The sequence below is a fragment of the Proteiniborus sp. genome (genome assembly GCF_040308045.1).
GTDB lineage: Bacteria > Bacillota > Clostridia > Tissierellales > Proteiniboraceae > Proteiniborus.
In genome coordinates this window covers 1-20,360 of the sequence record NZ_JAWRHZ010000050.1, presented here as the reverse complement: position 1 = coordinate 20,360, position 20,360 = coordinate 1, and the positions used below count along the sequence as shown (strand labels likewise).

General features: G+C 34.2%; 22 protein-coding genes and 1 pseudogene. 22 read left to right on the top strand and 1 reads right to left on the bottom strand.

Going from position 1 to position 20,360, the window contains the following annotated elements; translation table 11 throughout:
• The 15 genes and pseudogenes from ABV008_RS10225 to ABV008_RS10155 all read left to right on the top strand — a co-directional run.
• Positions 1 to 307, top strand: a pseudogene (locus ABV008_RS10225) (acetyl-CoA C-acyltransferase); the annotation flags it as partial.
• Between the two features lie 67 nt (positions 308 to 374).
• On the top strand, positions 375 to 1,028 hold the full coding sequence (locus ABV008_RS10220) for a CoA transferase subunit A (RefSeq protein WP_352419722.1): 654 nt from the start codon (positions 375 to 377) through the stop codon (positions 1,026 to 1,028).
• Positions 1,028 to 1,687: a CoA transferase subunit B gene (locus ABV008_RS10215; protein ID WP_352419721.1), complete on the top strand. Its 660-nt coding sequence runs from the start codon at positions 1,028 to 1,030 to the stop codon at positions 1,685 to 1,687. The genes ABV008_RS10220 and ABV008_RS10215 overlap by 1 nt, the downstream gene beginning before the upstream one ends.
• 37 nt (positions 1,688 to 1,724) lie before the next feature.
• Positions 1,725 to 1,850 carry a hypothetical protein gene (locus ABV008_RS10210; RefSeq protein WP_352419723.1) on the top strand — a complete coding sequence of 42 codons (126 nt, stop codon included), beginning with the start codon at positions 1,725 to 1,727 and terminating at the stop codon, positions 1,848 to 1,850.
• Entirely contained in the window at positions 1,807 to 3,048 is a 1,242-nt protein-coding gene (locus ABV008_RS10205) for a short-chain fatty acid transporter (RefSeq protein WP_352419720.1), read from the top strand. The genes ABV008_RS10210 and ABV008_RS10205 overlap by 44 nt, the downstream gene beginning before the upstream one ends.
• A 235-nt stretch (positions 3,049 to 3,283) precedes the next feature.
• The gene (locus ABV008_RS10200; RefSeq protein ID WP_352419719.1) at positions 3,284 to 3,508 is read left to right on the top strand and encodes an AtpZ/AtpI family protein; all 225 of its coding nucleotides are present in this window, start codon (positions 3,284 to 3,286) and stop codon (positions 3,506 to 3,508) included.
• Between the two features lie 4 nt (positions 3,509 to 3,512).
• Positions 3,513 to 3,920 (top strand): ATP synthase subunit I, encoded by a 408-nt coding sequence (locus tag ABV008_RS10195; RefSeq protein WP_352419718.1) that lies wholly within the window; start codon positions 3,513 to 3,515, stop codon positions 3,918 to 3,920.
• 90 nt (positions 3,921 to 4,010) lie between these two features.
• On the top strand, positions 4,011 to 4,721 hold the full coding sequence (gene atpB, locus ABV008_RS10190; RefSeq protein WP_352419717.1) for a F0F1 ATP synthase subunit A: 711 nt from the start codon (positions 4,011 to 4,013) through the stop codon (positions 4,719 to 4,721).
• Between the two features lie 54 nt (positions 4,722 to 4,775).
• On the top strand, positions 4,776 to 5,045 hold the full coding sequence (gene atpE / locus ABV008_RS10185; RefSeq protein ID WP_352419716.1) for an ATP synthase F0 subunit C: 270 nt from the start codon (positions 4,776 to 4,778) through the stop codon (positions 5,043 to 5,045).
• 114 nt (positions 5,046 to 5,159) lie between these two features.
• A complete protein-coding gene (gene atpF, locus ABV008_RS10180; protein WP_352419715.1) occupies positions 5,160 to 5,672 on the top strand; it encodes a F0F1 ATP synthase subunit B in 513 nt (170 codons plus the stop codon).
• Positions 5,660 to 6,211: a F0F1 ATP synthase subunit delta gene (locus ABV008_RS10175; protein WP_352419714.1), complete on the top strand. Its 552-nt coding sequence runs from the start codon at positions 5,660 to 5,662 to the stop codon at positions 6,209 to 6,211. Before atpF ends, ABV008_RS10175 begins: the two co-directional genes overlap by 13 nt.
• Positions 6,212 to 6,225: 14 nt before the next feature.
• Complete coding sequence (gene atpA / locus ABV008_RS10170) at positions 6,226 to 7,731, top strand: F0F1 ATP synthase subunit alpha (RefSeq protein WP_352419713.1); 1,506 nt, start codon at positions 6,226 to 6,228, stop codon at positions 7,729 to 7,731.
• Positions 7,732 to 7,810: 79 nt separating this feature from the next.
• Positions 7,811 to 8,656, top strand: coding sequence for an ATP synthase F1 subunit gamma (gene atpG / locus ABV008_RS10165; protein WP_352419712.1), 846 nt, complete (start codon positions 7,811 to 7,813; stop codon positions 8,654 to 8,656).
• 112 nt (positions 8,657 to 8,768) lie between these two features.
• On the top strand, positions 8,769 to 10,169 hold the full coding sequence (gene atpD / locus ABV008_RS10160; RefSeq protein ID WP_352419711.1) for a F0F1 ATP synthase subunit beta: 1,401 nt from the start codon (positions 8,769 to 8,771) through the stop codon (positions 10,167 to 10,169).
• 12 nt (positions 10,170 to 10,181) lie between these two features.
• The gene (locus tag ABV008_RS10155; RefSeq protein WP_352419710.1) at positions 10,182 to 10,583 is read left to right on the top strand and encodes a F0F1 ATP synthase subunit epsilon; all 402 of its coding nucleotides are present in this window, start codon (positions 10,182 to 10,184) and stop codon (positions 10,581 to 10,583) included.
• 33 nt (positions 10,584 to 10,616) lie between these two features.
• On the opposite strand, the gene ABV008_RS10150 is transcribed toward ABV008_RS10155, so the two are convergent.
• Positions 10,617 to 12,347, bottom strand: a complete 1,731-nt coding sequence (locus ABV008_RS10150) for an HD-GYP domain-containing protein (RefSeq protein WP_352419709.1) — start codon at positions 12,345 to 12,347, stop codon at positions 10,617 to 10,619.
• Between the two features lie 420 nt (positions 12,348 to 12,767).
• On the opposite strand from ABV008_RS10150, the gene ABV008_RS10145 reads away from it, so the two are divergent.
• The 7 genes from ABV008_RS10145 to ABV008_RS10115 all read left to right on the top strand — a co-directional run.
• Positions 12,768 to 13,553 (top strand): YwmB family TATA-box binding protein, encoded by a 786-nt coding sequence (locus tag ABV008_RS10145; protein ID WP_352419708.1) that lies wholly within the window; start codon positions 12,768 to 12,770, stop codon positions 13,551 to 13,553.
• Between the two features lie 130 nt (positions 13,554 to 13,683).
• Positions 13,684 to 14,940, top strand: coding sequence for a UDP-N-acetylglucosamine 1-carboxyvinyltransferase (gene murA, locus ABV008_RS10140; RefSeq protein WP_352419707.1), 1,257 nt, complete (start codon positions 13,684 to 13,686; stop codon positions 14,938 to 14,940).
• A gap of 166 nt (positions 14,941 to 15,106) precedes the next feature.
• Positions 15,107 to 16,090, top strand: coding sequence for a methionine ABC transporter ATP-binding protein (locus tag ABV008_RS10135; protein ID WP_352419706.1), 984 nt, complete (start codon positions 15,107 to 15,109; stop codon positions 16,088 to 16,090).
• A gap of 18 nt (positions 16,091 to 16,108) precedes the next feature.
• Entirely contained in the window at positions 16,109 to 16,783 is a 675-nt protein-coding gene (locus tag ABV008_RS10130; RefSeq protein WP_352419705.1) for a methionine ABC transporter permease, read from the top strand.
• A gap of 21 nt (positions 16,784 to 16,804) precedes the next feature.
• On the top strand, positions 16,805 to 17,650 hold the full coding sequence (locus ABV008_RS10125) for a MetQ/NlpA family ABC transporter substrate-binding protein (RefSeq protein ID WP_352419704.1): 846 nt from the start codon (positions 16,805 to 16,807) through the stop codon (positions 17,648 to 17,650).
• A 12-nt stretch (positions 17,651 to 17,662) separates the two neighbouring features.
• Positions 17,663 to 18,457, top strand: a complete 795-nt coding sequence (locus ABV008_RS10120; RefSeq protein ID WP_352419703.1) for a DUF169 domain-containing protein — start codon at positions 17,663 to 17,665, stop codon at positions 18,455 to 18,457.
• 153 nt (positions 18,458 to 18,610) lie between these two features.
• Positions 18,611 to 20,360 (top strand): 5'-nucleotidase C-terminal domain-containing protein (locus ABV008_RS10115; protein WP_352419702.1); only part of this gene is annotated, 1,750 nt, incomplete at its 3' end.

Genomic DNA, 20,360 nt, shown 5'->3' with positions numbered 1-20,360 from the left:
TGGACCAGTACCAGCAACTAGAAAAGCACTAGAGAAAGCAGGAATAACAGTAGAAGACTTAGATTTAATAGAAGCAAACGAAGCATTTGCAGCACAGTCACTATCAGTAGTAAAAGACTTAGGACTAAACCCAGAAATAGTCAACGTAAATGGAGGAGCCATAGCACTAGGTCATCCAATAGGAGCATCAGGAGCTAGAATTCTTATATCTTTAATATATGAAATGGAAAAGAGAGATGCAAAAACTGGACTTGCAACACTTTGTATAGGTGGAGGACAAGGAACAGCAGTTATTGTAGAAAGATAGTTTAACGGTAGTTTAACGATAGTGTAACTACTGTTCCCCTACTGTTCAAATAAATGGAGGTGTAATGATGAACAAAATTGTATCCATGGACCAAGCCTTAGAGCATGTAAAAGACGGCATGAGTGTAATGATAGGAGGATTTTTAGGAGCAGGTAATCCTCATAAGCTTATAGATGTTCTTTTAGAAAAGGGGGTCAAAGACCTTACTATTATAGCCAATGACACTGCATTCCCAGAAGTTGGTATTGGCAAATTAATAGTAGCTAAAAGAGTAAAAAAAGCAATAGTATCACATATAGGAACAAACGCTGAAACAGGGAACCAAATGAATGCAGGAGAATTAGAAGTAGATCTTGTACCACAAGGAACTCTTATAGAGCAAATTAGAGCAGGTGGAGCAGGATTAGGTGGATTTTTAACACCAACAGGAATAGGAACTGTAGTAGAAGAAGGAAAAACCAAAATAGAAGTTGATGGAAAAGAGTATCTAGTAGAAAAACCGCTAAAAGCAGATGTAGCTTTAATATTTGGCTCTATAGTAGATAAAAAAGGAAACATATTTTTTAATAAATCTACAAGAAACTTTAATTTATTCTCAGCGACAGCTGCTGAAACAGTAATAGTAGAAGCAGAAAAAATAGTTGAAGTTGGAGAAATAGATCCTAACGTAGTAATGATTCCAGGACTCTTCGTAGATTATATAGTTAGGGGGGACGAATAATGGATAAGGGCATGATTAGAGAAGTTATAGCTAAGAGAGTTGCAAAAGAGCTTAAAGACGGTGACGTTGTAAACCTTGGCATAGGCTTACCAACCCTTGTAGCTAACTATATTCCTGAAGGAATGGACGTTATATTCCAATCAGAAAATGGCTTTGTAGGTTTAGGACCAGCTCCTGAACCAGGAAAAGAAGATAAAGACCTAGTAAATGCAGGAGGACAGCCTGTTACCATTAAACCAGGTGGAGCATTCTTCGACAGTTCTATGTCATTTGCCATTATAAGAGGTGGACACGTAGATGCTACAGTACTAGGAGCTTTACAAGTAGACCAAAAAGGTAACCTAGCAAACTGGATGATTCCTGGCAAGATGGTACCTGGAATGGGTGGTGCTATGGACCTTGTAGTTGGAGCAAAGAAGGTTATAGTTGCTATGGAGCATACAGCTAAAGGAAATCCAAAGATACTTAAAGAGTGTACTCTCCCTCTTACCGCAGCAGGAGAGGTTAATCTTATAGTTACAGAAATGGCAGTTATAGAAGTTACAGAAAAAGGATTAGTTCTAAAAGAATTAGGACCAGAAGCAACAGTTGAAGACGTAGTGGCAGCAACAGAAGCAGAACTAATAATCTCCGAAAATTTAAAGGTAATGGATATTTAGTTTTTAAGTAGGAGTGGTTGATGTCATCCTGAACGCAGTGAAGGATCTAAAAACTAGATTCTTCGCTGGCGCTCAGAATTACAAAAATTCTCTACCTACTAATAATAAAAGAAGGAGAGATGTTATGTTTAAAAAATTTACAAATGGTTGTGCATTGGGGTAATGGCTTTTGGAAATTACTTTCATTCTCAATGCAGATGGCACTTGTGCTAGTTACAGGCCATGCATTAGCAAGTGCACCAGTAATCAAAAAAGGTCTTTCAAAGTTAGCGTCTTTCGTTAAAACTCCAGGTCAAGCAATACTTGCAGTTTCATTGATTTCTGGTATTGCATGTTGGATAAACTGGGGATTTGGATTAGTTATAGGAGCACTATATGCAAGAGAATTAGCAAAACAAGTAAAAGGCGTTGACTATAGACTATTAATCGCAGCTGCTTACTCAGGCTTCCTTGTATGGCATGGAGGAATTTCAGGCTCTATACCACTTCAATTAGCTACAGATGCCAATGAGATAGCTAAAGTTACTGCAGGTGCTGTTACAGATATAGTACCAACAACTCAAACAATCTTCGCACCATTTAATCTAATCATTTCAGCTCTTCTTATACTAACACTACCACTAGTAAATAAAGCAATGCATCCAGAACCAGATAAAGCTTTTGTAATAGATCCAAAGCTATTAGTTGATAAAGAAGAAGAAATAGCTGTTTCAAAGGCAGACATGACTCCTGCTGAAAGAATGGAAAACAGCCCTGTTCTATCTATGATAGTAGGTTTATTTGGATTAGGATTTATTATCTATCACTTTAGTACTAATGGTTTTGATCTAAACTTAAATATAGTTAACTTTATATTCTTAATCGTAGGAATAATTCTACATGGTACACCAAGAAGATACCTAAATGCGTTGACAGTTGCTGTTAAAGGAACTGGTGGAATCATACTACAATTCCCATTTTATGCAGGTATTATGGGTATGATGACTGGTGAAAGTGCAGCAGGTATATCATTAGCAGGTCAAATGTCGAATATGTTCGTATCGATATCTACGCCAAAGACATTCCCATTATTCTCATTCTTAAGTGCAGGATTAGTAAACTTCTTCGTACCTTCAGGCGGAGGACAATGGGCAGTACAAGCACCTATTATGATGCCTGCAGGATTAGACATTGGAGTTCCTGCTGCTAAGACTGCTATGTCTATAGCTTGGGGAGATGCTTGGACTAATATGATTCAACCATTCTGGGCTCTACCAGCACTAGGAATTGCAGGTCTAGGTGCAAGAGATATTATGGGATACTGTTTAATAGATTTAATCTATTCTGGAATAATTATATGTGCAGTATTAATTTTATTGTAGAGATTTTACAAAAGTCAGAGGGTTAAAATCCTCTGATTTTTTTATAATGAGATAAACGCTATTACAACTAATTTCTATCCTTAGACTTATTTCTTCAAAAACCATTGCAAAAACACATATAAATATTATATAGTATCATTTATAGGGCAAAATAGAAACAAACAAAACTTTGACAAAATGAACAAAAATATTTTACCAAAAATGTTATTGTAGTACTAAGCTTGGAGTGATAAAGTTGAATCAAAACGAAAAATCGAAAGCTTTACAGAACTTGGTTCTTATATCCCAAGTAGGTATATCCATGATAGTCCCAATTTTATTAGGAACTTGGCTAGGCATTACTATCGATAGAAAATTAGGTACAGGAATTATTTTTTTTATAATATTTATCATACTAGGTATAATTTCTGCCTTTGTTACTTTATTTAAAATCACTGCAGGAAGCAATAAGAGGAAGTGATGCAATGGGAACGTTTGAAGGAAATTACCAACAAAAGATAATAATTAAAGCATTAATATTAGCATTAATATTTTCCGGAATAATTTTGTTAATATTTCCAAACCCTAAGGAGTACATATATGGATTAGTGTTTGGAACATCCATAAATGTGCTGAACTTTAGGCTTATGGGGCTCACTTTTGAAAAAGCTGTAAACATGCCTCAAAACAAAGTTATGGCCTACGTTGTTGCAAATTATTTCGTGAGATATGTAATTTATGGAGCTATGCTAACAATTTCTGCATTAGCAGATTATATAAACTTTTACACTGCAATATTAGGTATATTTATGGTCAAAATTGTTATACTTTCTAGTGCTTTTTGTGATATGATATTTAGTAGATTAAAAAAAGGTAACAAAGTCAGCAAATAGTCTTGTTATAACCAATATTGCAACATAATTTGCAATATTTTGCAACTAAATTTTAAAATAATATATTTACTACGAAAGGAGGTAAAAGACATGGCACCTGGGATTACGTTTACAATGCTTGGGAGGCAAATTTATATCCACGACAGTGTAGTTAATTCGTGGGTAATAGTTATCCTGCTTTCAATACTTGCTATTATAGTAAGTAGAAAAATCAAAAAGGCAAATATTGAAGAAAAACCTAGTGGTCTATTAAATATAATGGAGATTTTTGTAGAAACTATAGAGTCTTTAGTTAAGAGTACAATGGGGCCAACTAGGATAGGCTTTGCCCCTTTTATTGGGACACTAGTTTTGTACTTAGTATGTGCAAATTTATTTGGTCTACTAGGCTTTACACCGCCTACATCAGACTATAACGTTACATTAGCCTTAGCAATAATTACAACTGTCTTGATTCATTTCTTTGGAATCAAAACAAATGGAATCGGAAGCTATTTAAAAGGCTTCTTTGAACCTATTCCACTATTATTCCCTATTAACTTACTGGGTGAGATAGCAACACCTATTTCATTATCTTTCCGTCTTTTTGGAAATATATTGAGTGGTGTTATCATTATGTCACTTGTCTATAGTGCATTAAACAACATATCCATGATCATAACACCATTTGTTGCCCCAGTTCTACACGCTTATTTTGACTTGTTCTCAGGCCTTATTCAAACATTTATATTTGCTATGCTTACAATGGTAAATATAGCAAACAAAATGGGAGATGAGACTCCATCAGGAGCAGTAAAATAATGCTCAAAAATAAAATTAAAATAAATTTATTATGAAATCAAAGGAGGATATAAAATGATACAAGGAATTACAAATGAAGCTTTTATATTAGGATGTTCAGCAATAGGAGCAGGTTTAGCACTTATAGCAGGTATCGGTCCTGGAATCGGACAGGGATATGCTGCTGGTAAAGCTTGTGAGGCAGTAGGTAGACAACCAGAAGCTAAGGGTGATGTCATCCAAACAATGCTTCTTGGTCAGGCAGTTGCAGAGACAACTGGTATCTACGGATTAGTTATAGGTATTATCCTACTATTCGTAAGACCATTGTTAGGAGCACTATAGAAAATATAAAGAGGTGGGCTCACCAACCCATCTCTTGTTTCTGCATTATTAGGACATTAACATATGGCAAGCCATTTTTTATACACTTCAGAGCAAGGAAGGGAGGCTTAAAGCATGGACATTCAAATAAATGTATTACCAGATCTGGTCAACTTTTCACTACAGATTGCAGCTACAATCGTATTGTTTTTAGTGATAAGACATTTTCTTTTTAAACCAGTTACAGAGTTCTTAGCTGCTAGGAAAGAAAAAATAGCAAATGACTTAGAAGAAGCTAAGCTTCAAAGACAAGAAGCTGATGATTTAAGAAAAGAATACGAATCAAGAATAGATGAAGCTAAAAATGAAGCAAGAGTTATAGTAGATGCGGCAAAGAAAAGAGGAGAAGAGCTTAAGGGTCAGATTGTAGTAGAAGCAAAGACTGAGGCTAGCAATGTATTAGATAAAGCAAGAAAAGATATTGAAAGAGAAAGAGAAAAAACCATGTCTGAGTTAAAGACAGAGGTAGTTCAAATAGCTATGATGGCTGCAGAAAAAGTTGTAGAAAAAAGCTTAGATGAAAAGGCTCATAATGAAATGATAAACAAGTTTATCGATGAGGTAGGGGAAACACAATGGCAAAATTAATAGGAAAAAGATATGCCGAAGCCTTATATGAGGTGGCCCTTGAGCTAGACAAACTAGAGCAGTTTAAGGATGAAATTAAAGCCATATCTCAGGTACTGGAAAGTGAGCCAAAGCTAAAGACTATATTTGAACACCCTAAGCTTTCAAAAGACGAAAAGAAAGACATAATCAACTCTATTTTTAAAGGTAGAGTATCTCAGGAGATTCTCAATCTTTGCTATATAGTCATAGACAAAGGCAGAGAAACAAATTTATCTGATATTTGTGAAGAATATACCAAGCTTTCAAATATAAAGCAAGGAATAGTAGAAGCAACAGCTATTACTGCAGTTCCTATGCAGAATAAAGAAATGAAGAAACTAGAAAAACAATTATCTATGAAATTAGACAAAAAGGTTCTTCTTTCAAATGTAATTGATAGCACCATAATCGGTGGAGTCCTTGTTAAAATAGGAGATAAGGTTATAGATGCAAGTGTTAAAGGTAAGTTTGAAGAGCTTTACAAGGACTTAAATAATGTAAGAGTAAGAATAGGATAGGGGTGAAGAACTAAATGAATCTAAGACCTGAAGAAATTAGCTCAATTATAAAAGAGCAGATTAAAAGATATGAAAAAAAACTTGACGTAGTAGACGTAGGTACTGTAATTCAAGTTGGAGACGCTATTGCGAGAGTTCATGGACTTGAAAGCTGTATGGCAGGTGAGCTTTTAGAGTTCCCAGGAGAAGTATATGGGATGGCTCTTAACCTTGAGGAAGATAACGTAGGCTGCGTTCTTTTAGGTTCTGATGAAAACATAAAAGAAGGTGACATAGTAAAGAGAACTGGAAGAATAGTTGAAGTTCCAGTTGGAGAAGGTTTAATAGGAAGAGTTGTCAATGCACTTGGTCAGCCTATTGATGGAAAAGGACCTATAAATTCAACTAAATTTAGACCTATAGAATCAAAAGCACCTGGAGTTATTGAAAGAAAATCAGTTTCTGTACCATTACAAACAGGTATCAAAGCTATAGACTCAATGATACCTATAGGTAGAGGACAAAGAGAGCTTATAATTGGTGACAGACAAACAGGTAAGACAGCTATTGCTATAGATACAATAATCAATCAAAAAGGACAGGATGTAATATGTATCTATGTAGCTATAGGACAGAAAAGATCTACAGTAGCTCAAATAGTAAATACTCTAGAAGCAAAAGGAGCTATGGAGTACTCTATTATAGTTTCAGCTACTGCTAGTGAATTGGCACCACTTCAATATATAGCACCTTATGCTGGTGTTGCCATGGCAGAAGAATTTATGTATAACGGAAAAGACGTGTTGATTATATATGATGACCTATCAAAGCACGCAGTTGCATACCGTGCAATGTCATTACTACTTAGGAGACCACCAGGACGTGAGGCTTACCCTGGAGACGTATTCTACTTACACTCTAGATTACTTGAAAGAGCTGCAAGACTTGATGAAAAATATGGTGGCGGTTCAATAACTGCACTTCCAATAATAGAGACTCTTGCAGGAGATATATCAGCATATATACCAACAAACGTTATATCCATCACTGATGGACAGATATTCCTAGAGACAGAGCTTTTCTTCTCAGGACAAAGACCAGCTGTTAACTCTGGACTTTCTGTATCACGTGTTGGTGGAGCTGCACAGATAAAAGCTATGAAGAAAGTTTCTGGAGGACTTAAGCTTGAGCTTGCTCAATATAGAGAGCTTTCAGCATTTGCCCAATTCGGTTCTGATCTAGATAAAGAAACTGAAGAGAGACTATCTCATGGTGAAAGAATAATGCAGATTCTAAAACAGCCTCAATACAGCCCTATGTCTGTAGAAAAGCAAGTAATGGTGCTTTATGCTGTTACAAATAAATATGTTTCAGATATACCACTAGAAAGAATAAAAGACTTTGAAAGCGAATTCTTAGCATTTATGGAAAACAACTATCCACAAGTTGGAAAGAAAATTCTTGAAACAAAACAGTTAACAGAAGAAATAGAAACTGAATTAGTTAAAGGCATAGAAGAGTTTAAGAAGAGCTTTATGTAGCACAAGGGTTGTAGGGACGACTATTAGACGTCCGCCTGTGATTCAAAGAGAAGAGAGGTGATCACACATGGCTCAATCGATGAAGGATATTAAAAGAAGAATCAGAAGTGTCAGCGGAATAAAGCAGATAACAAAGGCAATGGAGCTTGTTTCATCTGCCAAGCTTAGAAAAGCTAGGCAAAAGCTTGAAATGAGTAGACCTTATTACCAGACATTAGTTAGAAGTATTCAAGACATCCTTTCATCTACAACTGGAATAAAGCATCCACTCCTTGAAAAACGTGAAATAAAGAACAGAGCTTTTATAGTCATAACTGGAGATAGAGGCTTGGCAGGAGGATATAATGGCAATGTGGTTAAGCTAGCAGAAAGCCAAATAGATAATAAAGAGCAAGCTACCATACTAGTTGTAGGGCAAAAGGGAAGGGACTACTTTAAAAGAAGAGACTACAATATAGCAGGTGAGTTTTTAAACATATCTGAAGATCCGCATTATATAGATGCTAGTAGCATAGGAAGCCTTGCCATAGAGCTATATGAAGAAGGTAAGGTAGATGAAGTAAATGTTGTATATACTGGTTTCAAAAGTGTTATATCACAAGAGCCAAAGATACTAAAGCTTCTACCTGCAGAGAGTATTAATGATGAAAACAACAAAGGTTCTAGAACATTAATAGAATATGAGCCTTCTCCAGAGGAGGTACTTGATTATTTAATTCCTAAATATATTCATAGTGCCATATATGGAGCTTTAATAGAATCCTCAGCAAGTGAGCAAGGAGCCAGAAGAACTGCCATGGAATCTGCAACAGACAATGCAGAAGAGATGATAGAAGATCTGGAGCTTAGATACAATAGAGCTCGTCAAGCATCTATAACACAAGAAATATCGGAAATAGTAGGTGGAGCGGAAGCGCTTAAATAATTAACAATAGTTTAACGATAGTGTAACGATTGTTTAACGATGGTTTAGCGATAGTTTAACGATTGTTTAACTACTGTTCAACTACAGTTTGAAAAGCAAAGGAGTGAAATGAATGGCCGAAAATAACATAGGTAAAGTAGTTCAAATAATCGGACCTGTGTTGGATATAAGATTTAGCGAGGAAAATCTGCCACGTCTCCTAAATGCAATTGAAATACAAGGAGAAGGAGATAAAGTAATAGCAGAAGTTGCACAACACGTAGGCGATGATACAGTTAGATGTATTGCCATGTCTTCTACAGACGGTCTTGTTAGAGGCATGGATGCTGTAAATACAGGAAATCCTATAAGCATTCCAGTAGGAAAAGCAACATTAGGAAGATTATTCAATGTTCTTGGAGAAACAATTGATGAGGGCGAACCAATAAATACACAGGAAGTTTTCCCTATACACAGACCAGCTCCATCTTTTGAAGAACAAGAAACAGCTACAGAGATTTTTGAAACAGGTATAAAGGTTATAGACCTTATAGCACCTTATGCAAAAGGTGGTAAAATAGGACTTTTCGGTGGAGCAGGAGTTGGAAAAACAGTTCTTATCCAAGAACTTATTAACAACATAGCAAAAGAACACGGTGGACTTTCAGTATTCTCAGGAGTTGGAGAGAGAACTAGAGAAGGTAACGACCTTTATTATGAAATGAAGGATTCTGGTGTTATAGACAAGACTGCCTTAGTTTTTGGTCAGATGAACGAGCCACCAGGAGCTAGAATGAGAGTTGCACTTACAGGGCTTACTATGGCAGAATATTTTAGAGATGTACAAGGACAGGACGTACTACTATTTATAGACAATATATTTAGATTTACACAGGCAGGTTCAGAGGTTTCAGCTTTACTTGGACGTATGCCAAGTGCCGTTGGATACCAGCCTACATTAGCTACAGAGATGGGAGCATTACAAGAGAGAATTACATCTACCAAAAAGGGTTCTATTACATCAGTTCAGGCTGTTTACGTGCCTGCTGACGACTTAACTGACCCTGCACCAGCTACTACATTTGCTCACTTGGATGCTACTACAGTTCTTTCTCGTGCAATATCAGAGTTAGGTATATACCCAGCAGTTGACCCACTTGACTCAACATCTAGAATTCTAGATCCGCTAGTTGTAGGAGAAGAACACTATAGTGTAGCTCGTCAAGTACAAGAGATACTACAAAGATATAAAGAGCTTCAAGATATTATTGCCATACTAGGTATGGATGAATTATCTGAAGAAGATAAAATAACTGTTGCACGTGCTAGAAGAATTCAACGTTTCCTATCTCAACCATTTAGTGTTGCTGAACAGTTTACAGGTATGCCAGGAAAATACGTACCAATTAAAGAAACTGTTAGAGGATTTAAAGAAATTCTTGAAGGTAAGCATGACAATCTACCTGAGTCTGCATTCTTATTTGTAGGAACTATAGAAGAAGCTGTAGAAAAAGCTAAGAAAATGGGATACTAGGAGGTGCTGCAAATGGCAGGATTTATGCTAGAAATAGTAACTCCTGATAGAAAGTTTTTTGAGGAAGAAGTAGACATGGTAATTGTTAGAGGAGTTGAGGGGGACTTAGGAATACTTAAAGGTCACACACCATTAGTAACTCCACTTGACATAGGTAAGATCAGAATAAAACAAGAGGGTAAAATAAGAACAGCAGCAATTGCTGGAGGATATATAGAAGTTGGAAAAGAAAAGACAACTATTATTTCAGATGCTGCAGAATGGCCTGAAGAAATAGATGTTGGAAGAGCAGAAGAAGCAAAACACAGGGCAGAAGAAAGATTAAAAAGAAGAGACAATATAGACGTAGCCAGAGCAGAAATTGCCCTTAGAAAAGCAGTAAATAGAATAAATATTGCAGAAGATAAAGAATAATATAGGGCTGGTTTTCATACCAGCCCTGATTCATTATTCTATCATAGCACTAAAGATGTTTTTTCTAAACTCGGCTTGTTTTTTGAATATTTGTTTAAATATCTGATCTCGCGTACTTTCTAATATGTTTATATATTTAAAATCACAATATATTTTATGACCAACCTTTATTGTCCTAGTTACTTTTCCTGGAACAGTAATAGCGTTATTATCCTCAAATTTAATCGTTATAGTATTTACACTGTTAATAATGTTTATATCCTTAAATTGATTTTTGTGAACATAAAAGCTTAGAAAATCACCACCAATTTTATTTATTATTACTTCAGATGTTATTGAATTTTTGAAGGCTATATTTCCATCCAATTCCCAAAGCAGGCTAAAATAATCAGACGTTGCTTTAGGTTCTAGGTGAGAGAGGTACATCTTTCCGTTGGCTTTATATCTTATAGAAGCATCATACTCAAATACGTTTCCATTGTTTTCTGTATAAAATGTGGCACTAATTATATTTCTAATGTTTGCCATGCATTTTTCACATAAACATTCATCACAATCTACCTTGAATTTATAACCAGAAATAGTCTTAATTAAAGTTCCTTGAATCTGACATGAAATATCTTTTGTTAATAAAACGAGGGTTCCTATAACGACAGGTTCAGTTAATATGATTTCTTGATTTTTTTGCTTATTCATTAAAATATTTATCATTATTTGTGCTAGCTGTGGATCGAACTGCTTACCTTTATTAATTATGAGTTCATTAATAACCTTGTCTATAGATTTTGGTTTTTTATAGCTCCTTTTAGAAAGCATAGCATCAACTGAATCCGCTATTGCAAGTATTCTACTTTCTAACAGTATATCTTCACCTTTTAGACCATTTGGATATCCAGCCCCATCATATCTTTCGTGATGCTGCAATACAATATCTTCAATTCCTGAAAGATTACTAATTCCATATGCTAAATCTTTTACTATATTGTAGCTATGAATTGGATGCCTTTTCATAATGCTTTTTTCAATTTCAATTAATTTTCCTGGTTTGTTTAGAATATCTTCTGATAAATAGAATTTTCCCACATCATGAAGTATAGCAGCTATATAAAGTCTATATAATTGTTTCTCTGAAAAACCTAACTCTTGTCCTATTAGATTACTCAAAAGTGCTACATTGTACGGATGGGTATTCATATATGGCTCTCTTTTTCTATTTATTTCAGAAAGAATATGAATTAAATTTAGAAAGTTTGTATTATTTATGTATTCTATATAAATTGATTCAAAATCTCTTTGAATATTTATTACTTGGGATGTTACATATTTATCTGTTAATAGAGCACTTATATTATCTATAAGATAATTATTTTTAGAAAAATAAAGACACCCAAAAATTTCCTTCTTAGTGTCGTTAGTTAAAAATAATGGAAAATATAGCTCAACCAGAGCATCTTTAGATACTGGACGATATTTTGATATTTTATCATCATCACATCTATGAAGAACAATTTTCTTCTCTTCAAGTATCAAATTCAAATAGGAATCTTGCTTTGATTCGTCAAAACATATTTTACTTTGACTATCATGTGATTCATTTATATTATCCCCAGAGGAATATCTTATCAATGCTTGGCTTTTATCTTTTGTAAACATTATGATTTTCCAAGTATCAAAGTTTAGATATTTACCTAAATTTGAGGCGGTCATTTTTATTTCACTATCTATGCTATTTTCTAAGTTATAAGCTTCAACTAATTCAAACATAATTTTTCCTCCTAAGCTCCATAGCTTTGCGACTTTATCTTTTGATAAGTGTGATTATATTAAATGCTATATTATTTACTAGTACTTTATACCTAAATCAAATAGGATAATAGCACTAATTATATAATATCATATTTCTACATTTTAGTCTATGAAAACCTATTCATAGACAAAATAGTACAAATATGACAATACAATTATTTGGCCTAAGAGCATTCCTAATGTTTAATAAATTTTAAAAATTAAGTGTATAAAACCCCCTATTAGATGTTAATACTTGATTATGAGGGAAGGATGGGTTCACGGCAAAAATGTTTTGTCCCCCTTTACATTTTTGTCTCTTTAAGTCCTTTCCTCAATTTGCTTTGATGAACGATAGTTGAACAATTGTTACACTATCGTTAAAACGGAGGGTAGAGCATGAAAATAGTAAAAGGCATATTATCAATTGTGCTTATAGCGATACTTGCATTAATAAATTCTGCATATGCAGAAAAAACAAATTTGAGAAATGAAGACTTGTTAATAAAAGCTTTTGAAGAAATAGGAGCTGATTTTTTTAGCTTCAACCTTAATTTTAATGGAGCTATCCCCGAACTATATAAAGATGAGGAACAATTGAAAGTCATTATGGAATATATAGTAAAAGAATTAGGGTTAAAAGAGCTAGAAAGGAATCCTAATAATGAAAATGAAGAATACTTCAATACACATACTGAAACCTTTGAAAGTTCACAATTAGTAGTATATGGGAAAGACAAAAATGATAGTGATATTACAGTAATACTTTATTCTTATTTTGATAAAGAAAAAAACAGTGGTGAAACTAGTATTGTAATAGATGTCAATCTAAATAGAGATTATATGGAAATTAAAGAAATAATAAGAAATATCGACAATTTATATAGGACTTATGACATAAAAACAGAATTTACCTATTGCATTATTGGAACTTTTGAGGCAGAATTAAATAGGGATATTGTAATTAAAAAAATTATGAAAGCCCTTTCATTAACAAAAGGTAAAAAAATAGAAGGTTTAATCGAAGATGATGTTATAAGCATTTCCGCTTATTCACCAGATTTAGATAGAACTATATATACAGGAAATAAAAAGATGAATTTAAACATAGCAATGAGTTATAATGAGTATGAGGGGAAAACATACATATATATGGGTTACCCAATAATTGTAATAGGATACTAAAAAATTGAGAATTGAAATGTCATCCTGAACGAATGTGAAGGATCTCTTATTTAAAACTGAAAATTATTTAACAATCGTTTAACCATAGTTGAACTATTGCTAAAAGAACATAAAGGGAGGAACAGACACCGTGCCAAAGATAATTGTTGAAAAGAGCCCGGCTTTAGAAGGCTCTGTAAAAATTAGCGGAGCAAAGAATTCTACACTACCGATTATAGCAGCTTCACTACTTTCTTCAGAAGTATGTACCCTTGAAGATATTCCTGCTCTTGACGATGTAGATGTAATAAGCGAAGTACTCGCATCCTTAGGTGTTGGCATAAATAGAGTCAGTAAGAACAGTTTACAAATTAATTCTTCAAAAATTATTAATATTGAAGCACCATATGAGCTAATGAGGAAAATGAGGGCATCTTTTTTGGTAATGGGACCTTTATTGGCCAGGATGGGAAAAGCAAGAATATCACTTCCTGGTGGTTGTGCAATAGGAACAAGGCCTATTGATTTACATTTAAAAGGATTTAAGGCTTTAGGAGCTAAAATTGACGTAGGACACGGATATGTAGAGGCATATGCAGATAGACTTATTGGAGATAAGATATACCTTGACTTCCCAAGTGTAGGTGCTACTGAAAACATTATGATGGCAGCTACTATGGCAAAAGGAGAAACTATAATTGAAAATGCAGCAATGGAACCTGAAATCGTAGACTTAGCTAATTTTCTAAATAAAATGGGATCAGATATTAAAGGAGCAGGTACTAATAATATTAAAATAAAGGGAGTAACAGACTTAGGAAAAGTAAAGCATTCAGTGATTCCAGACAGAATAGAAGCAGGAACTTATATGGTAGCAGCAGCTATTTCTGGCGGAGATGTTTTAATAGAAAACGTAATACCAAGTCATATTAAGCCTATTATAGCTAAGCTTATAGAGGCAGGAGTACAAGTAGAAGAAGGCGAAGATAGTGTAAGAGTAACTGCTAGGAACGGAGTAAAATCAGTAGACATAAAAACTCTTCCGTACCCAGGATTTCCTACAGATATGCAGTCACAGTTTATGGCACTTATGAGTATAGCAGATGGAACCAGTGTAATGATAGAAACAGTATTTGAAAATAGATTTATGCACGTAGATGAGCTAAAAAGAATGGGAGCAGATATTAAAATCGATGGAAGAAGCGCAATTATACAAGGTACTAAAAAGATGATGGGAGCACCTGTAAAAGCTACAGATTTAAGGGCAGGTGCAGCACTTATATTAGCAGGACTTGTATCAGAAGGAGCTACAGAAATTAGTGACATATACCATGTAGACAGAGGATATACAGACATAGAACAAAAGCTAGCAAATCTAGGAGCAAAAATATATAGAGTAGAAGACTAAGAGATAAGGGAAACCTTATCTTTTTTTTATGCTTAACAAAATAAAAGAAGAAAAAGTATGATTTTTATCTATACTTAAACAAACAACTATTGAATAATTTAATTTTACTATAGAACTAACATCTGTTATCTTGTATAAGGAACTATCTTTAAGGAGGTGAATTCCTATGATTATAGCTAATGATATAGTAAAATCTTACGGAGATATTCCTGTGCTTTGTGGAGTAGATTTACATATAGAAAAGGGGCAAATATATGGGCTAGTTGGCAGAAGCGGCGCTGGCAAATCCACACTTTTAAGATGTATCAATGGATTGGAAACATACGACCAAGGTAGCTTGATTGTAGATGGTGTAGAAATAAAGAATCTTAATACTACAGATGTTCGTGAATTTAGAAAGAATATTGGTATGATATTTCAACACTTTTCATTACTTAGTAGACTTAATGTTTATGAAAATATAGCTTTACCTCTTAAATGTTGGAAATATGATACTAAGAAAATAGACAAGAAGGTTAAAGAACTTTTAGAGTTAGTTGAAATTCCAGAAAAAATATACCAAAAACCTAAAGAATTATCAGGCGGTCAAAAACAAAGGGTTGCAATAGCTAGGGCTTTAGCATTAAATCCAAAGATATTACTATGTGATGAAGCAACATCAGCACTTGATCCTAAAACTTCAAAATCAATAACAAACCTATTAACTCAATTGAATAAGCATTTAGGAATTACAATTATAGTAGTAACACATCAGATGTCAGTAATAACTAATGTTTGTGAAGAAATATCAATCCTTGAAAATGGTATAGTAGCTGCTAATGGAATGGTAGAAGATATATTTTTGAAACAGCCAAAGGCATTAAAAAATCTTATTGGAGAAAGTGACATAATACTCCCAGGTGATGGAGTAAATATACGTATACTTCTCGCACAAGGAACTACTGGTATACCTATTATTACACAAATGGCTAGGCAACTAGGTATTGATTTTTCTATACTAGGCGGAGACATGGAATCTTACAGAGATAAGATTCTAGGTTCAGTTATTATAAACGTCTCTAATGAAAACTATAAATCTGTAGAAGATTACCTAAACTCAAATAATGTGAACTGGGAACTAGTAGACAAAAGGATTTATTCATTCAATTAGTTTGAAAGGAGTGAGGAAATGACTTCACAGGAATACTGGCAATATTGGTGGAAATATTTTAATACTATTATTGCTCCTTCAATACTAGCCACTCTTAGAATGTTAACTGCTTCAATGGTATTAGCATTTATTTTTGGCTTTGCTTTAGCTATTATTTTAGTTATATATGGTCCCAAAGGTTTGCGGCCTAATAAAAGGATATATGGGGCAGTTGACTTTTTAGTCAATACTATTCGTTCCTTCCCTATAATAATACTTATAGTGGCTATGTCTCCTCTTACAAGGCTAATTGTAGGAACTACAATAGGAGAAAAAGCGGCTATTATACCATTGACAATTGCAGCCACACCATTTTTAGCGAAGATAATAGAAAATAGTCTCAATGAGGTAGATAAGCAGTTAATAGAAGCTGCTAGGTCTTTTGGCGCATCTGATTGGCAAATAATAACAAGGGTCATGGTAAAAGAGGCAGTGCCTGGGATAGTAGCAGGAACAACCTTGTCTGCCATAAGCTTTTTGTCAGCAACTACTTTAGCAGGAGCAGTTGGTGCAGGAGGAATAGGGGCAGTGGCTTTAAATTATGGATATCAAAGCTTTAACAACACAATTCTCTATACCTCTGTATTTATATTGTTTATAATGGTACAAGTAATTCAGAGTTTAGGGAACTGGTTATATAAAAAAATATTATAAAAAACTGAGGAGGAATTAGAAATGAAGAAAAGTCTATTTAAAATTGTCACTCTATTAACAATACTAGCAATGGTATTTACATTAGTAGGTTGTAGCGGGAATAAAACTCCTGCAAGCAACGAAACAAGCAATGATTCTGCTACAGCAAAAAAAAGTTTAAAATTAGGATGCCTTTCAACAACGGAGCCAGCACTACAATGGGTTAAAGAAGGTCTTAAAGAACAAGGATACGATGTAGAAGTAATTATGTTTGATGCAAATCAATTACCAGCTACAGCCCTTAAGGATGGGGATATAGATGGAGTACTAGCAAACCATAAACCATGGATGGAGACTTTTAACAAAGAAAACAATGCAGACTTAGCAATGGTTGAACCATACTATTACTATTCTTTCTTTGCAATCTATTCTGCTAAATATAAATCACTTGATGAGTTACCTATGAATACACAAATGGCAGTACCTGGAGATCCAACTAATTTAAGTAGAAGCTTAAGAATCCTAAGAGATGCAGGATTAATAACATTAGGAGAAAAAACAGGGTCATTCTACACATTACTTGATATTAAAGATAACCCTAAGAATATAAAAATAGTTGAAACTGATATTATTCATACAGCTCGTAGTATAAATGATGTTGATGCACTAATCTCACCTGCAGTTTATGTGGCAGAGTCTGGAGTAGTTAAAGCTGATGAATTTTTATATGAAGATACAGAAAATAAAAAATTCCCAATCGGAATAATAACAAGAAGTGAAGATGTTAACTCAGAATGGGCTAACGATATAATGACTCTGCTTAGAACAGACGAGTATAGAAAGAAATTTGATGATCACTTCCAAGGAAAATATGTAATGTTTGAATAGGTGGTAAATAAAATGGATATATCAAAGTTAAATGACACTATAAGTAAAGCAAAATGTTCTCTAGAACTAAAAAGAAAAATAGTAGGTATGAAGTTTTTATTTACAGAAGAAGAATTTAAATATGCAGATGCCAAAAAACTTAGGGCAAAATCCCCTTATTGTGTTATGGTAAAGACTGCTATGAGTGGTTACTCGATTAAAGCAACACTAGAAGATTTTGGATGTCTTGCATCAGCAAGAAACTTAGGAATTTTAGAAGCTGACGAAATAATTACCTCAGGCAGATATCATAGTAAAACAGGGTTATATCAAGATTTAATAACCTCAAGAAATGTTATTAGTAACATAACCATGTGCAAACACAAAGCATACGGTATAATGCTAAAACCCTTAGAGGAATACGCAGAAAATCCAGATGTTGTTTTGATAGTATCTAACCCTTACAATGCAATGAGGATAATCCAAGGCTATACTTATATGTATGGCACACATAGTTCTTTTAAGATGATAGGTAATAATGCGATTTGCTCTGAGTGCACTGCATATCCTTACGAAAGTAATGATATAAATGTAAGTCTACTATGCTCAGGAACTAGACATATGTGTGGTTGGGGCGAAGATGAAATGGGGATAGGTATTCCATTTAACAAGTTTTCTACAGTTATAGATGGATTATATGCCACAGTAAATCCTATAGAGCCAAATGAAAAGAAATCAATAATAGAATCTAAACTTAAGGAACAAAGAAGAGATGATTTAGATATAATATATGATAAAAACTATTATACTGGATTATATTTAAAGTAGTAAGTGAGACGTGGGCAGAAAAATTACCCTCGTCTTTTTATAATCTTGTACATCTTTTTGGTTTTAGCAGGAATTTTCTTTATTTTGTAGAATAACATTTAATATATGCAAAAAAATAAAAACATAAATAAAAAAACAAAAGGAGGATGCAAAATGAATTTCAAGAAAACAAGAATTCTTAGCTTATTAGTTATGCTTTCAATGGTACTAGGCTTAGTATTTGCTCCTGTAGCAGGAGTGTATGCAGAAGAAGCAGCAGATAATACAGTAACAGTTACAATAGTACATACAAATGATACACACTCAAGAGTAGAAGCAGGGATAGGATTTGCCAAAATAGCAACAAAAATAAAAGCTCTTAAAGAAGCTAATCCTAACGTATTGGTAGTAGATGCAGGAGATACACTACATGGACAAAGCTTTGCTACAATCTCAAAGGGCGAAAGTATAGTTAAAGTTATGAATGCTGTGGGTTATGATGTAATGACTCCAGGAAACCACGACTTTAACTATGGTCAAGAAAGATTATTAGAGCTTAAAGAATTAATGGAGTTTCCTATAATATCAGCAAACTTAGTTAAAGAAGATGGCACTACACTTCTTGATGCTTATGTAATAAAAGAAGTAGGCGGACTAAAAATAGGTATGTTCGGTCTTTCAACTCCAGAAACAACAGTTAAAACTAACCCTAAAAATGTTGAAGGACTAACATTTGCAGATCCAGTAGAAGCTGCTAAAAAGATAGTAGCAGAGCTTCAAGAAAAAGAAGTAGACGCTATAGTAGCAGTAGCACATCTAGGAATTGACGAAGAAAGTACAGATACATCATATAAAGTAAGGGATAATGTAGAAGGAATAGACCTTATAATAGACGGACATAGTCATTCAACTTTAGACAAAATAGATAATGAAGGAAAAGCTACTAAAATAATATCAACAGGTAACTATAACGACAACTTAGGAATAGTTAATTTAACCTTCAAGGATGGAGAATTAACAACTGTAGAGCCTACAGTATTTAGCAAAGAAGATGCAGCAGAACTAGAAGCAGATGCTGATGTTGCAGCTATAATAGCAGCTACAATAGAAGCTAACAAGGAAATCACATCAGTAGTAGTTGGAAAAACTGATGTAGAGCTTGATGGAGTAAGAGAGCATGTAAGAGGTGGAGAAACAAATCTATCAAATCTTATTACTAACGCTATGCTAGCAGCTTCAGAAGCTGATATGGCTATCACAAATGGTGGTGGAATTAGGGCATCTATAGATGTTGGAGATATCACAATGGAAGAAATTATTACAGTACTTCCATTTGGTAACTATGTAGTAGTTAAAGAATACACAGGAGCACAGATATTAGCAGCTCTTGAGCATGGAACAGCTAGCTACCCAGAAGTAGCAGGCTCATTTTCACAAGTAGCAGGTGTAACATTTACTCTTGACTTAAATCAAGAAGCAGGTAGTAGAGTTAAAGATGTTAAAATAGGTGGAGAAGATATTGACCTAGAAAAGACTTATAAAGTAGCTACAAACGACTTCATGGCAGCAGGTGGAGACGGCTACGAAATGTTTAAAGAAGGAGCTTTAGTAGTTGAGCTTCCAGGGCTTGACGAAATTCTTATAGATTATGTTAAAGGGCTAGAAACAATACCAGCAGAAGTTCAACCTAGAATGACTGTTATAGCAAAAGAAGTAGTAGAAGAACCAGCAGTAGAAGAACCAGTAGTTGAAGAACCAGCAGTAGAAGAGCCAGCTGCAGCTGCTACACAAACATATGTAGTAAAACCTGGAGACGTATTATGGAAGATAGCAAAACAATTTGGACTAGTATGGGAAAAACTAGCTGAGTTCAATAACCTAAAGAACCCACATCTAATATTCCCAGGACAAGAAATACTAATAC

Coding starts and splice junctions, on each gene's coding strand:
- atpG (WP_352419712.1), top strand. CDS start 7,811: ATGAAGGATATTAAAAGAAGAATCAGAAGTGTCAGCGGAATAAAGCAG.
- ABV008_RS10135 (WP_352419706.1), top strand. CDS start 15,107: ATGATTATAGCTAATGATATAGTAAAATCTTACGGAGATATTCCTGTG.
- ABV008_RS10120 (WP_352419703.1), top strand. CDS start 17,663: ATGGATATATCAAAGTTAAATGACACTATAAGTAAAGCAAAATGTTCT.
- ABV008_RS10130 (WP_352419705.1), top strand. CDS start 16,109: ATGACTTCACAGGAATACTGGCAATATTGGTGGAAATATTTTAATACT.
- ABV008_RS10155 (WP_352419710.1), top strand. CDS start 10,182: ATGGCAGGATTTATGCTAGAAATAGTAACTCCTGATAGAAAGTTTTTT.
- atpF (WP_352419715.1), top strand. CDS start 5,160: ATGGACATTCAAATAAATGTATTACCAGATCTGGTCAACTTTTCACTA.
- ABV008_RS10150 (WP_352419709.1), bottom strand. CDS start 12,347: ATGTTTGAATTAGTTGAAGCTTATAACTTAGAAAATAGCATAGATAGT.
- ABV008_RS10125 (WP_352419704.1), top strand. CDS start 16,805: ATGAAGAAAAGTCTATTTAAAATTGTCACTCTATTAACAATACTAGCA.
- ABV008_RS10220 (WP_352419722.1), top strand. CDS start 375: ATGAACAAAATTGTATCCATGGACCAAGCCTTAGAGCATGTAAAAGAC.
- ABV008_RS10145 (WP_352419708.1), top strand. CDS start 12,768: ATGAAAATAGTAAAAGGCATATTATCAATTGTGCTTATAGCGATACTT.
- ABV008_RS10195 (WP_352419718.1), top strand. CDS start 3,513: ATGGGAACGTTTGAAGGAAATTACCAACAAAAGATAATAATTAAAGCA.
- ABV008_RS10215 (WP_352419721.1), top strand. CDS start 1,028: ATGGATAAGGGCATGATTAGAGAAGTTATAGCTAAGAGAGTTGCAAAA.
- atpA (WP_352419713.1), top strand. CDS start 6,226: ATGAATCTAAGACCTGAAGAAATTAGCTCAATTATAAAAGAGCAGATT.
- atpD (WP_352419711.1), top strand. CDS start 8,769: ATGGCCGAAAATAACATAGGTAAAGTAGTTCAAATAATCGGACCTGTG.
- atpB (WP_352419717.1), top strand. CDS start 4,011: ATGGCACCTGGGATTACGTTTACAATGCTTGGGAGGCAAATTTATATC.
- ABV008_RS10175 (WP_352419714.1), top strand. CDS start 5,660: ATGGCAAAATTAATAGGAAAAAGATATGCCGAAGCCTTATATGAGGTG.
- atpE (WP_352419716.1), top strand. CDS start 4,776: ATGATACAAGGAATTACAAATGAAGCTTTTATATTAGGATGTTCAGCA.
- ABV008_RS10205 (WP_352419720.1), top strand. CDS start 1,807: ATGTTATGTTTAAAAAATTTACAAATGGTTGTGCATTGGGGTAATGGC.